Raw genomic sequence first — 12715 nt, forward strand, 5'->3', positions numbered from 1 at the left:
CTTATGACACTGCCGCCGGGCGAATGATATAGCCTGCGTCAAGGCTGGGCGCCTAGACCCGCCAACACATGGAAGCCGCAAAAAACGCACTTTTTCGCCACAAATTGTTGACCGTCCTCCGCAAGTCCGCAACTCTGTTTTCATGACGATAAAGAGCGGGACATTTGCGCGGTACATGCACCGGCTGGCGGAGATACCGCGGCTTTTCAAGCCGTCGACACTGCCGCAGGCCTGGGAGCGCGACAATGTTGAAGTTCTCGCCGCCCGCCGCCGGATTGAAATCCATCAGTCCTTCCTCACCGCACTGCCCGACTTCGGGCTCCCCGGCGCGATCCTCGACACGGAAGGGCAGAAGCTCGTCGACATTGGCGATGCCGAGACCCTGCCGGCGCTCTTCACGCTGCCGCCGGAAAATGACGAGGGTATCGCCTTTGCCGGAACGGGTCGGCGGCTGGTCATCCTGATAAACCTTCGCCGCTCCTGGCCCGGTGCACCCGAAGGCGTGGGCTGGCTGGCGCTGATGCTCGATCGCGCCTTCATCGGCAAAACCACCGGGGCGACCCTGACCAACAGCGAATACGAACTGCTTTCCTGCCTGCTCGTCGGGCTGGAACTGAAGGAGGCGGCCGCAAGACTGGATGCGTCATACGATACCAAGCGCAAACAGCTTCAGATCATCTTCCAGAAGATGGAGGTGACGAGCCAGGCGGCGCTCACACGCACGGTCTCGATCCGCCTGATGAGTCATTTCATCGAATCCTTCGGGCGCAGACAGCATGTGCCTGCCGAAATCACCCTGCTTCGCCGCCAGTACGGGCGCGACGTGCTCATTCACGCGGTCGCGCTTGAAAACGGAACGCAACTGCCGGTCTGGGAGTTCGGCGACCGGCGCGGCAAGCCTTGCCTGTTCTTCCACCCACTGCTTTCCCCAACCGTTCTCAGCGACGACAAGATCGGTTTGCTGCGCGAAAACGGGCTGCGTTGGCTCGTCGTGCCGCGCTTCTTCGCCCCGGGAACCGCCGAGGCCACCGCCGATCCGTTGCGGGCGCTCGAAGACCATGCGGATGCGCTTGCGGATTACGTCGCCCACTTCGTTGGCGCGCCGGTGACCTGCGTCGCGACCAGCGCCGGCGTCTCCTGGGCGGTGTTCTTCGCCAAGCGATATCCGACGCTCGTCGAGCGGTTGGTCATCGCCGCAGCCCCCTTCCCGTCCTCGCTTGCGCCGGAAACCGCTGGCGACAGCCTGCAGGCGGCTCTTGCCGGCGCGCTACGCCAGAGGCCGGGCGTGCTGGCAGCGCTGGTGCGCGCCTTCGCCCCCATCGCCCGCTCGCAGAAGCTCGCCTTCCGCGCCTACCGACATGCCTACCGCAATGCGCCTGCGGATCTGCGCACCATCGCCTCCTATGCCGAACACGGCCACGCGCTCGAATGGCTGAAGCTGATTGCCGACCGGGCGTCAGCGAGCGTCGTCACCGACCTGGCAGTCAATCACCGGGACTGGCTGGCGGATGCCGCCGACCTTTCGCTCCCCATCACGCTGCTGCAGGGCGAGGAGGACACCATGTGCCCGCCCGCGATCATGCGCCATGTCGCCGCTGGCCTGCCGACAGCGCGGCTGAAGGTAGTGCCGGATGCGGGCCACCACCTGGCTGTCAGCCACTTCTCGCTTCTTGCAAACGTCCTCAAGTCTCCGGAAAACGCGATCGCGCCGAACACCCTCGATGAGACGTTCTCCACTCCGGTTCTCGCGGCGGCGCCGGAAGGCCGCCTGCCGCAATCCTCATGATACCGCCAGGGCACACCCGCCCAGCCACTTGTGCCGAATTTGCAACGGTCTCACCCCACCCCGAACCGATGCCGGATTCACCCCCCATTTGGGGGGCGCGGCTTATTTTTGTGCTCGCTAACGTTCCGGCCAGCGCGTCCAGTCATGCGCGATTTCTATGACGCTTACGGAGTTAGGGGATATGAACAAACTGATTTTGGCCTTCCTGGCGGGAACGGCAATGATTTCACTGGCCGGCTGTGGCAGCACAAGCGGCGGTTCGGACGGCATCGATATCAGCACGACCGGCTCGACCGGCACCGGCAATACGGCGAGCGGCTCTGACGGCAACTATACTGTCGCCGGCACCATCGTTCAGGTCAGGGATGGCTCGGTGGAAGCGACCGCCACGGCCGGCGATTTCACCGAGGACGAGGACGGCAATTTCACGCTTGCCTTTACCTCCGGCCCCTATGCCGGACAGAGCGTCTCCTTCAGCGAAGGCAACGACACATCCGCGCTCGGCGACGAGACCGCGACGCTTGAAGCCTTCCTCGGCGCAGGCGACGATACCTCTTCCGGCGCTCTCTACATCACCGTCGGTGACTATGAGGGTCTGAACGGCAATTTCATCGCAGCCTATAGCGGCGACGCCGTTTCCGATCTGCCGCAGTCCGGCACCGGCACCTATAACGGCGAATACTTCGGCAGCGCCGCCAACGATGGCGTCACCGGTCTCGTCTCCGGCAACAGCCAGATCGCCGTCGACTTTACCAGCGGCGCGGTCAACGGCACGTTCAGCGGCCTGACGATCACCGATGACGGCACCGCGATCGGCACGATGGACGATGTCGGCTTCTCCGGTTCGCTCGACAAGACATCGGGAACCTATACCGCAAGCAGCATGACGATCGGCGGCAACGCGGCCGACACCGATTCGACCCTGAGCGGGGCGCTCTATGGCGAAGGTGCGGATTCGACCGCCGGCAGCCTCGCTGTCGTCGACGACTTCGACAATCCGACCAAGGCCACGGTCGGCGTCTTCCAGGCCGACAAGGCTGACTGAACCCGATGGCGATCGGGAATTACAAACCGCGCGCCGCTTCGGCGCGCGGCCTTCTCGGCATGGCGGCCATTCTTCTGGCCCTTGCCACCAATGCGACCGCCGCCACGACGACAAAGGTGACCGGGTTCGACGCCGTGCGCGTGCTGGTCGAATATGGCGAATACGACAATGCGCTGGCGCTTGCCGAAAGCTTCGCCAACGACGAGAAGGGCAAGGCGCTGGCGGCAGCCTTCACCCAGGCACTGATCCTCGAACAGCAAGGACGTTTGCCAGAGGCAGCCGAAGCCTTGCGTGCGATCCTCTCGGCCAATCCGGACGCCCGCAATGTCCGCCGCGAGCTTGCCGGCGTGCTTTTGAAGCAGGGGGCCGGCGGTGCTGCCCTGCATCATTACGAACTGCTCGCCAACAGCACGACCAATGCCCAGCAGCGCGCCGTCTACGAACGCTTCGCCGCCCGCAGCCGGACACTGAGGCCGTGGACGCTCGACGGCTACATCTCGATTGCGCCCAGCACCAATATCTCCGAGGCGCCCGATGCAGACCTCGTCTATGTCGGCGGCGTGCCGATCCAGCCGGAAACCAAACAAAGCGGGATCGGCTACGGCTATGAGCTCAACGGCTCCTATCGTTTCGATCTCGATGAGGTCTCGGCGATCACGGTCGGCGCCGGCATCGATGGCACCGCCTATCGCGACGAGAGCTTCAACACCAGTTTCCTCGACACTTTCGTCGACTATCGCCGCGATGTCGGCGACTGGACCTTTACCGGCGGGCTGACCGGTCAATATGTGATGAAGGGCGGCGATCCCTACCGCACGGCGCTGGGGCCCGCCTTTTCCGTGCGCCACAATATGGGCCGGCGCGGCGTCAGCACGCTGCGGCTTCTCTGGCGCAAGCTCGACTACCGCAATCAGGATGCGCTGGACGGCAGCGAGACCATGATCGGCCTCAGCCATCTTTACGGCATCTCGTCATCGAGCTCGATCCGCTTCGGCGGCAATCTCGGTTATGTCGACGCCGAAAACGACACCAACAGCTATATCCGCTACTCGCTGAACGCCCAGTATTTCCGGGAATGGAGCATCGGCGCGATCTCCGACATCGCGCTGATGGTCGACGACCGGGAATATCAGGACATTACCTATCTGGCCGGCGAAAAGCGCTCCGACCAGCGCATCGTCGCTTCGCTCGGCCTGACGCTGCGAAACCTCTCCGTCAGGGGTTTCGCGCCGCGGCTTGAATATGCCTATACCCAGAATTTCTCGAACATCGACGTCTACGACTTCTCGAAGAACACCTTCTCGACCTATCTGACCAAGAAGTTCTAGCCTTCTTTCCGTTCTGTCGAGAAAGCAAGCAGGGCAAGAATCGGCAGTGCGAAACCGAGCCAGGAGGCGAGCGCCCAGCCGCCCTGGGCATAGGCAACGCCGCCGATCGCGGAACCGATGGCGCCGCCGGCGAAGAAGGTTGCCATATAGAGCCCGTTCAGGCGGCTGCGATACTCGGCGCCAAGCGCGAAGATCGCCCGCTGGCCGAGCGTCAGGTTGGCGGCAACGCCGAAGTCGAGCAGGATCGCCGCCGCGACCAGAAGGCCCAGCGACGTCGCAGAGCCCAGCGGCACGATATGGGTGATCAGGAAGGCGATGGCGACTGCCAGCATGGCGAAAGCCGTGGCCGGCTTCGTCCAGCCGCGGTCGGCGATGCGACCGGCAATCGGCGAGGCGATTGCGCCGGCAACGCCGGCGAGCGCAAACAGCGCGATCCCGCCCTGCGAGAGGCCGAAGGCCGGGCCGCCGAGCAGCAGCGGCGTCACGGTCCAGAACAGCGAGAAGGCGGCGAAGAGGAAGGCATGGTAGATGGCGCGGCGCTGCAGCACCCGCGTCGTGCGGGCAAGCTTGACCATCGACATCAGCAGTTCTCCATAATGGACATTCGACTGCGGCGCGCGCTGCGGCAATAACCGGCGCAGTACGAGCGCCAGCGCCAGCATCGCCGCCGCCGATATCCAGAAAACCGTCTGCCAGGGCGCGAACTCGGCGATGAAACTCGCCGCGGGGCGGGCCAGCATGATGCCGAGCATCAGGCCACTCATCACGTTACCAACCGCGCGGCCGCGGCCTTCCTCAGGCGCAAGATGGGCCGCATAGGGCACCAACACCTGCACGGCGACCGAGCCGAGGCCGATCATCAGCGAGGCCGCAAGAAAGGGCAGCGCATGCGGCGAAAGCGCCGCGCCGAGGAGCCCGAGAGTCGCGATCCCCATCAGGGTCAGCACCAGGCGGCGGTTCTCATGAAGATCGCCGAGCGGCACCAGCAGCAGCAGGCCGAGGCCGTAACCGGCCTGGGTCAGCGTGACGATGAGGCCGGAGGCGGCCGGCGAAAACCCCAGCGACTGGCCGATGGGGCCGATCAGCGGCTGGGCGTAATAAAGATTGGCGACGATCAATCCGCAGGCCGATGCCAGCAGAAAGGTGATGCCGGCCGGAAGCGACGCTTCGGCGGAAATGGAGGAGGAGGACATCTGGAACCCTATATTGGAAATATCTGTTTTCTTTTAAGCCGTATCAGAGGGCGCGCATGGCAAGCTCCACCACGTCCGCCATCTCCTCCCTGCTGCGCCCGGTCTTGCCTGTGACGCGCATGCCGTTCACCACGCAGAGCATGAAACGCGCGGCTGCGGCAGCATCAGTACCCGGATCGACCGAGCCATCCGCAATACCCTCCTCCAGATATCCGGCCATCAGCTTCTCCTTCCGCACCAACGCCGCCGCCACTTTCGCCGCCGCCTCATCGTCGAAAGCCGCAAGTTCGGAGGCCGAGCCAACCACAAGGCAACCACGGCGCCCCTCCTCCCCAAAAGAGCTATCGGCAAAGAACATCAAGGCATTACGCAGCTTCTGACGACCCGTACGCCCCGAGGCGGCAGCCTCCTCCAGCAACTGCGTGCGGACGGTGTGGTAGCGCTCAAGCGCAGCGATATAAACGCCACGCTTGTCCCCGAAGGCCTTGTAGATGCTACCCTGCGCAAGCTCCATGGCCTCGGCCAGATCATTGATCGAGGTTGCGTGGTAGCCGCGTTCGCTGAACACGCGGACGGCTCTGTCGAGCGCGACGTCGGCATCGAAACGGCGGGGACGGCCGGGGCCGCGGACGGGTGCTATCGTATCCATGACGCCGATATAGAAAACGTTCGTTTCCAATTCAAGGCTTTTTTTGCGCCGACATCGAGCGACTGCGCGGCAGTCGCCATCACCTACGTTTGATGACGGACACGCCTTGACTGCCGCATCAACAAACGGGACTTGCCAAAGCCTTCGGATTTAGTAAAAATTTACTGTCTTCGCGTGATGTCTGCGCGGCGGCGGGAGGAGTACATGGTCACCATTCGCGAAATCGCCAAGGCTGTCGGGGTCTCCGCCGGCACGGTCTCCCGCGTGTTGAATTACGACCCGACGCTTTCGATTACCGAGGTCAAGCGCAAGGCAATCATCGAGACGGCCGAAGCGCTGAATTATGCGACACCACGCAGCCGACACCGCACCAGGAATGGCGGCATCCGACTGCAGGACCGGCGCCTCACGCTACCGCATCTGGCGACGGTGCATTTCCTGGAAGCCGACGAGGAACTGATCGACCCCTATTACATCGGCGTCCGCCTCGGCATCGAGCGTCGCTGTCGCGCCTATGAGGCCGAGCTTGCCAAGGTCTTCCATTCCCAGCTCTTCGATGAGGCAGCGATGCTGCAGGGCATGGCCGGCGTTATCGCCATCGGCAAGCACCGCGACCATGAGGTGGAGTTTCTGGCGCAAAACAGCCAATGTCTCGTCTTCGCCGATTTCGTGCCGCAGGACGAGCGCTTCGACTGCGTTTACAGCGATCTTGGCCGCGCCACGGTCTCGATCCTCGACGGCCTGCAGGCCGCCGGCTACCGGCGCATCGCCTTCATCGGCGCGCAGGACCGCATCAACAGTCCGGGCGAGCTTTATGGCGAGGCGCGCTGCCGGGCATTCGTCAACTGGCAGAAGGCGCGCGGCCAGTTCGACCCCGACATGATCGCGCTCAGCGACGATTGCAACAATGGCCAGAACCTGCGCCTCGAGGTGGGCTTCGAGCAGGCGAGGCTGCTGCTGTCGCGCGACAAGCGCCCGGATGTCATCCTCACGGCAAACGACAACATCGCCATCGGCACAGGCCGCGCCATCCAGGAGGCGGGTCTTTCCGTGCCCGGCGACATCGCCATCGCCTCGTTCAACGACATTCCCGTCGCCCAGTTCCTGAACCCGCCGCTGTCAACGATGAACATCCCGGGAGAGGCGATCGGCGAGGCTGCGGTCGACCTTCTGGTCGAGCAGATCAACGGCCGTGAATATGCCAAGCGGGTGCGGATCCCCACAGAAATGATCTGGCGCGACAGCTGCCGCCGCCCGGGCTGAGGGCGGCGGTCAGGTAAACTTTTTACTAAATTTTTTTGTTGCCATCCGTCAGGATTTGCAGTTAGCTCCCCATGTGGCTGGAGAGGACCCGCCGCATTCGAGGAATTTGGATCGACATCCATTTTGGGAGGATACCATGGATAACGTGCTGAAGCGCGTCTCGGGCGTAGCCCTTGCAGGCGCCTGCGTCATGAGTGCATCGGCGGCCTTTGCCGGCGAAATCACCATCTGGTGCTGGGACCCGAACTTCAACGTCGCGATCATGAAGGAAGCGGGCGAGATCTACACGCAGTCTCATCCCGATACGACGTTCAACGTCGTCGACTTCGCCAAGCTCGACGTCGAGCAGAAGCTGCAGACGGCGCTTGCCTCCGGCACCACCAGCGCCCTGCCGGACATCGTCCTGATCGAGGATTACGGCGCGCAGAAATATCTCCAGTCCTTCCCCGGCGCCTTTGCGCCGATGGATGACGTCGTCGATTACTCGGGGTTTGCTCCCTACAAGGTGTCGCTGATGACCCTGGACGGCAAGGTCTACGGCATGCCCTTCGATTCCGGCGTCACCGGGCTCTACTACCGCACAGACTATCTGGAAGAAGCCGGCTTCAAGCCGGAGGACATGGAAGGCATCACCTGGGACCGGTTCATCGAGATCGGCAAGCAGGTCGAGGAAAAGACCGGTCACAAGATGACCTCGATCGACCTCAATGACGGCGGCATGACCCGCATCATGATGCAGTCGGCCGGCCAGTGGTATTTCGACGAGAACGGCGACCTGAACGTCACCGATAACGCAGCCCTGAAGGCCGCGCTCGAAACCCAGGCGAAGATGGCCAATGCGGGCATCCTCTATCCCGCGACCGGCTGGTCCAACTACGTGAACGCCTTCACCTCCGGCAACACCGCATCCGTAATCACCGGCGTCTGGATCACCGGCACCATCAAGGCGCAGGAAGATCAGGCCGGCAAATGGCGCGTCGCGCCCATTCCGTCGCTCGACGGCGTCGAAGGCGCCACCCACGCCTCCAATCTTGGCGGTTCGAGCTGGTATGTGCTGTCATCCTCCGACGTGAAGGACGAGGCGATCGATTTCCTCAATGAAATCTTCGGCAAGGACGTCGATTTCTATCAGAAAATCCTGACCGAGCGTGGCGCCGTCGGCTCCCTGCTTGCCGCCCGCGAGGGTGAAGCCTACAAGGAGGCCGATCCCTTCTTCGGCGGCCAGGAAGTCTGGCAGATGTTCTCGACCTGGCTGAACGAGATCCCGCCGGTCGACTACGGCATCTTCACCAACGAGCTTGATACGGCGGTCACCTCGAACCTGCAGTCTCTGGTTCAGGGCAAGCCGATCGAAGACGTGCTGAAGGCCATCGAAGACCAGGCCAAATTCCAGATCCAGTGATGACGACCGGGCGGGGTATGTCCCCGCCCGCTTCCGCCCCAATCGGATGACTGCGCGAACCTCTCGGTCGCGCTTCAAGCGGAATGCACCATGGCAAAGGCAAGACCCGGCAATCTGAAGCGGTTCTACGACGTCAACGGCTGGCTGTTCGTCGCCCCGGCGCTTCTCCTGATCGCCACCTTCATGTTCTACCCGATCATCAGATCGCTCGTGCTGTCGACCTTCTCGGGTCGCGGCATGATGATGAAGTTCGTCGGCTTCGGAAACGTCGTCAGGCTCTGGAACGACCCGGTGTTCTGGCAGGCGCTCACCAACACGATGACCTTCCTCGTCATCCAGGTACCGGTGATGATCATGCTGGCACTGATCCTCGCCAATGCGCTCAACAATCCGCGGCTGAGGTTTTCGGGCCTGTTCCGCACCGCGATCTTCCTGCCCTGCGTTTCGTCGCTGGTCGCCTATGCGATCCTGTTCAAGAGTATGTTCGCCACCAACGGCATCATCAACTCGACGCTTGCCGGCATCGGCATCATCGATACGCCGATCGAGTGGTTCACCGATCCCTTCTGGGCAAAGACGCTGGTCATCCTCGCCATCACATGGCGCTGGACCGGCTACAACATGATATTCTATCTCGCCGCTCTCCAGAACATCGACAAGTCGATCTATGAAGCCGCCCGCATCGATGGCGTGCCGGCTTACCGCCGTTTCCTGCACATCACCATTCCGATGCTGAAACCGGTGATCCTGTTCACCACGATCACCTCCACCATCGGCACACTGCAGCTCTTCGACGAGGTCTATAACCTGACCGAGGGCACGGGCGGCCCGGCGAATGCGACGCTGACCCTGTCGCTCTACATCTACAACCTGACCTTCCGCTTCATGCCGAACTTCGGCTACGCGGCGACCGTCTCCTACGTCATCGTCCTGATCGTGGCGGTGCTCTCCTTCCTGCAGTTCTACGCCGCGAGGGAACGTTCATGACCCGCTACATCCGCCTCGCCACCGGTTCGCTGCAATACATCCTGCTCGGCCTTGCCGCCTTCATCTCGGTGTTTCCGTTCATCTGGATGGTGATCAGCGCCACCAACACGACGGCCGACATCATCATCGGCAAGGTCTCGTTCGGCCATGCGCTGCTGACCAATATCCAGACCTTCATGACCCAGGTCGACGTGCCGCTGATCATGTGGAACTCGATCAAGATCGCCGGCGTCGGCACGGTTCTGACGCTCGCCGTCACCTCGCTTGCGGGCTACGGCTTCGAGATATTCCGCTCGAAACTGCGCGACAAGGTCTATGCCGTCGTGCTGCTGACCCTGATGGTGCCGTTTGCGGCGATCATGATCCCGCTGTTCATGATGATGGCCAAGGCCGGGCTGATCGACACCCACATCGCCATCATCCTGCCGACCATCGCCTGGGCCTTCGTGATCTTCTATTTCCGCCAGGCGACCAAGGCGTTTCCATCGGAACTGCGCGATGCCGCCAAGGTCGACGGGCTGAAGGAATGGCAGATCTTCCTCTACATCTACTTCCCGGTGATGCGTTCCACCTATGCGGCCGCCTTCGTCATCGTCTTCATGCTCTACTGGAACAACTACCTCTGGCCGCTGATCGTGCTGCAGTCGAACGAGACCAAGACGATCACGCTCGTCGTCTCCTCGCTCGCCTCGGCCTATTACCCGGATTACGGCACGGTGATGATCGGCACGATCCTGGCCACGCTCCCGACCCTCTTCATCTTCTTCGCCATGCAGCGCCAGTTCGTCGAAGGCATGCTTGGCTCGGTCAAATAGGTTAATCCGATGCGCGAAACAGAAAACTTCAACGCCGACTGGGTCTTCTCCGAAGGCTTCGACACCGCCGCGACGACGACGCTTCGGGATGGCGAAAAGGTGCGCCTGCCGCACACGGCGGTGGAACTGCCCTTCAACTATTTCGACGAGACGCTCTACCAGCGCGCCTTCACCTATCAGAAGGTCTTTGCCTACGATCCCGCGTTTGACGGCCAGCGGGTCTCGCTGGTGTTCGACGCGGCGATGGCCGACAGCGTCGTCTGGCTGAACGGCATCGAGCTTATCACCCACAAGGACGGCTACACGCCTTTCGAGGTCGAGATCGGACCGCATCTGAAGGATGGCGACAACCTGCTGACGGTGAAGATCGACGGCTCGGAAAATCCGGAGATCCCGCCCTTCGGCAATGTTATCGACTACCTGACCTTCGCCGGTATCTACCGCGATGTCTGGCTGAAGGTGACGACGCCGGTCGCCATCGAAAACGTCAAGATCGAGACCCCCGATGCGCTGGCGCCGCAGAAGAGCGTCCACGCGGTCGTCCATCTCATCGGCGAACCGACCGAAGGCACGCTCCGGGCGACGCTTTTCGACGCGGCCGGTCATAGTATCGCACACGCCGAGTCCGCCGTTTCCGGAAGCCAGGCGAGCCTCGACATGTCGGGGCTCGAGAACATCCGGCTCTGGGACATCGACGATCCGGCGCTCTACACGCTGACGGTGACGCTCGAAACAGAGGCCGGCACCGACGCCTTTCACAGCCGCTTCGGCTTCCGCACCGTTTCATTCGCGATCGATGGCTTCCGCCTGAATGGCCGGCCGCTGAAGCTGCGCGGCCTCAACCGCCACCAGAGCTGGCCGCATCTCGGCTATGCCATGGGCCGGCGTGGGCAGGAGAAGGATGCGGACATCCTGAAATTTGACCTCGCCTGCAATGTGGCGAGGACGTCCCACTATCCGCAGTCGAAATATTTCCTCGACCGCTGCGACGAGATCGGCCTTCTGGTCTTCGAGGAAATCCCCGGCTGGCAGCATATCGGCGGCGATGGCTGGAAGCAGGAATCGATTGCAAACGTCCGCCGCATGATCACCCGCGACTGGAACCATCCCTCGATCATCATCTGGGGCGTTCGTATCAATGAATCGCCCGATGACCACGATTTCTACGCCGAGACCAACCGGCTCGCCCGCGAACTCGACACCACCCGCCAGACCGGCGGCGTGCGCTGCATCGAGGACAGCGAGATGCTGGAAGACGTTTACACCATGAACGACTTCATCCTTGGCGACGAGGAAATGCCGGGCCGCAACCGCGGCCGGATGTTTACCCGCGACCAGAAGCAGGTGACACGGCTTTCGAAGACCGTGCCCTACATGATCACCGAATATTGCGGCCACATGTACCCGACCAAGCGCTTCGATCAGGAACAACGCCAGCACGAGCACGTCACCCGCCACCTGCAGATGATGAACGCGATTGCCGGCGACCCGACGATTGCCGGCGGCACCGGCTGGTGCATGTTCGACTACAACACCCACCAGGACTTCGGCTCGGGCGATCGCATCTGCTATCACGGCGTCATGGACATGTACCGCGAGCCGAAGCTTGCGGCCTTCGCCTATGCCTCGCAGGGCGAGCCGGAGAACGGCGTGGTGCTGCAGCCGGTCACCTTCTGGGCCCGCGGCGAGCGCAATATCGGCGGTGTACTGCCGCTGATCGTGCTGACCAATTGCGACTATGTCGAAATCCGTGTCGGCAACAGTCAGCCGAAGCGGGTCGAGCCGGACCGGGCGACCTATCCGCACCTGCCGCACCCACCGGCGATCCTCGACAGGCATGACGTTTCCCCGGAGGAATTCGGCGAATGGGGGGTACGCTGGTTCGATGGCGAAATCATCGGCTATGTCGGCGGCAAGGCGGTGAAGACGATGAAGCTCGCCGCCAATCCCCTGCCGACAACGCTTCAGGTCGCGCCCGACGCCACCGACCTCAAGGCTGGCGAAAAGGATTGCGTACGCGTCATCCTGCGCGCCCTCGACCAGTGCGGCAATATCCTGTCCTTCTTCGACGATCCGGTGGCCCTCTCGCTCGAGGGCCCCGGCCGCATCGTCGGGCCGGAGCTTGCAAGCTTCAAGGGCGGCACGGCCGGTCTTTATATCGAGGCTGGCGATGAGCCCGGCACGCTGACGCTTTCCGTCCGCTGCCGCCCGTTCGACGACCAGACCGTCACATTCACGATCTCCTGA

The 12715-nt window shown here is 62.5% G+C and carries 10 protein-coding genes; 8 read left to right on the forward strand and 2 right to left on the reverse strand.

What is annotated here, in order from left to right; all coding sequences use genetic code 11:
• The first annotated feature begins 175 nt into the window (after positions 1-175).
• From TM49_RS01260 to TM49_RS01270, 3 genes are all read left to right on the forward strand, one after another.
• A complete protein-coding gene (locus TM49_RS01260) occupies positions 176-1786 on the forward strand; it encodes a bifunctional helix-turn-helix transcriptional regulator/alpha/beta hydrolase (protein WP_045679196.1) in 1611 nt (536 codons plus the stop codon).
• 181 nt (positions 1787-1967) lie between these two features.
• Positions 1968-2831, forward strand: coding sequence for a HupA family protein (locus TM49_RS01265; protein WP_045679197.1), 864 nt, complete (start codon positions 1968-1970; stop codon positions 2829-2831).
• Between the two features lie 5 nt (positions 2832-2836).
• Positions 2837-4159, forward strand: a complete 1323-nt coding sequence (locus TM49_RS01270; protein WP_045679198.1) for a surface lipoprotein assembly modifier — start codon at positions 2837-2839, stop codon at positions 4157-4159.
• Here the strand turns inward: TM49_RS01270 and TM49_RS01275 are convergent.
• Together TM49_RS01275 and TM49_RS01280 are read right to left on the reverse strand one after the other, a co-directional pair.
• On the reverse strand, positions 4156-5352 hold the full coding sequence (locus TM49_RS01275) for an MFS transporter (protein ID WP_045679199.1): 1197 nt from the start codon (positions 5350-5352) through the stop codon (positions 4156-4158). The genes TM49_RS01270 and TM49_RS01275 overlap by 4 nt on opposite strands.
• 43 nt (positions 5353-5395) lie before the next feature.
• The gene (locus TM49_RS01280) at positions 5396-6001 is read right to left on the reverse strand and encodes a TetR/AcrR family transcriptional regulator (RefSeq protein WP_045684577.1); all 606 of its coding nucleotides are present in this window, start codon (positions 5999-6001) and stop codon (positions 5396-5398) included.
• A 204-nt stretch (positions 6002-6205) separates the two neighbouring features.
• On the opposite strand from TM49_RS01280, the gene TM49_RS01285 reads away from it, so the two are divergent.
• The 5 genes from TM49_RS01285 (at position 6206) to TM49_RS01305 (ending at position 12715) form a co-directional block, all read left to right on the forward strand.
• Positions 6206-7264, forward strand: a complete 1059-nt coding sequence (locus TM49_RS01285; RefSeq protein ID WP_045679200.1) for a LacI family DNA-binding transcriptional regulator — start codon at positions 6206-6208, stop codon at positions 7262-7264.
• Positions 7265-7400: 136 nt separating this feature from the next.
• Positions 7401-8666 carry an ABC transporter substrate-binding protein gene (locus TM49_RS01290; protein WP_045679201.1) on the forward strand — a complete coding sequence of 422 codons (1266 nt, stop codon included), beginning with the start codon at positions 7401-7403 and terminating at the stop codon, positions 8664-8666.
• A gap of 90 nt (positions 8667-8756) precedes the next feature.
• Positions 8757-9653: a carbohydrate ABC transporter permease gene (locus tag TM49_RS01295; protein WP_045679202.1), complete on the forward strand. Its 897-nt coding sequence runs from the start codon at positions 8757-8759 to the stop codon at positions 9651-9653.
• Positions 9650-10468: a carbohydrate ABC transporter permease gene (locus tag TM49_RS01300; protein ID WP_045679203.1), complete on the forward strand. Its 819-nt coding sequence runs from the start codon at positions 9650-9652 to the stop codon at positions 10466-10468. Before TM49_RS01295 ends, TM49_RS01300 begins: the two co-directional genes overlap by 4 nt.
• 9 nt (positions 10469-10477) lie before the next feature.
• Entirely contained in the window at positions 10478-12715 is a 2238-nt protein-coding gene (locus TM49_RS01305) for a glycoside hydrolase family 2 protein (RefSeq protein WP_045679204.1), read from the forward strand.

This window comes from Martelella endophytica, from assembly GCF_000960975.1.
In the GTDB taxonomy this organism is placed as follows: Bacteria; Pseudomonadota; Alphaproteobacteria; order Rhizobiales; family Rhizobiaceae; genus Martelella; species Martelella endophytica.

What these genes read in the sequence shown, in the direction of transcription:
- TM49_RS01260 (WP_045679196.1), top strand. Translation starts at nt 176, where the DNA reads ATGCACCGGCTGGCGGAGATACCGCGGCTTTTCAAGCCGTCGACACTG.
- TM49_RS01265 (WP_045679197.1), top strand. Translation starts at nt 1,968, where the DNA reads ATGAACAAACTGATTTTGGCCTTCCTGGCGGGAACGGCAATGATTTCA.
- TM49_RS01270 (WP_045679198.1), top strand. Translation starts at nt 2,837, where the DNA reads ATGGCGATCGGGAATTACAAACCGCGCGCCGCTTCGGCGCGCGGCCTT.
- TM49_RS01275 (WP_045679199.1), bottom strand. Translation starts at nt 5,352, where the DNA reads ATGTCCTCCTCCTCCATTTCCGCCGAAGCGTCGCTTCCGGCCGGCATC.
- TM49_RS01280 (WP_045684577.1), bottom strand. Translation starts at nt 6,001, where the DNA reads ATGGATACGATAGCACCCGTCCGCGGCCCCGGCCGTCCCCGCCGTTTC.
- TM49_RS01285 (WP_045679200.1), top strand. Translation starts at nt 6,206, where the DNA reads ATGGTCACCATTCGCGAAATCGCCAAGGCTGTCGGGGTCTCCGCCGGC.
- TM49_RS01290 (WP_045679201.1), top strand. Translation starts at nt 7,401, where the DNA reads ATGGATAACGTGCTGAAGCGCGTCTCGGGCGTAGCCCTTGCAGGCGCC.
- TM49_RS01295 (WP_045679202.1), top strand. Translation starts at nt 8,757, where the DNA reads ATGGCAAAGGCAAGACCCGGCAATCTGAAGCGGTTCTACGACGTCAAC.
- TM49_RS01300 (WP_045679203.1), top strand. Translation starts at nt 9,650, where the DNA reads ATGACCCGCTACATCCGCCTCGCCACCGGTTCGCTGCAATACATCCTG.
- TM49_RS01305 (WP_045679204.1), top strand. Translation starts at nt 10,478, where the DNA reads ATGCGCGAAACAGAAAACTTCAACGCCGACTGGGTCTTCTCCGAAGGC.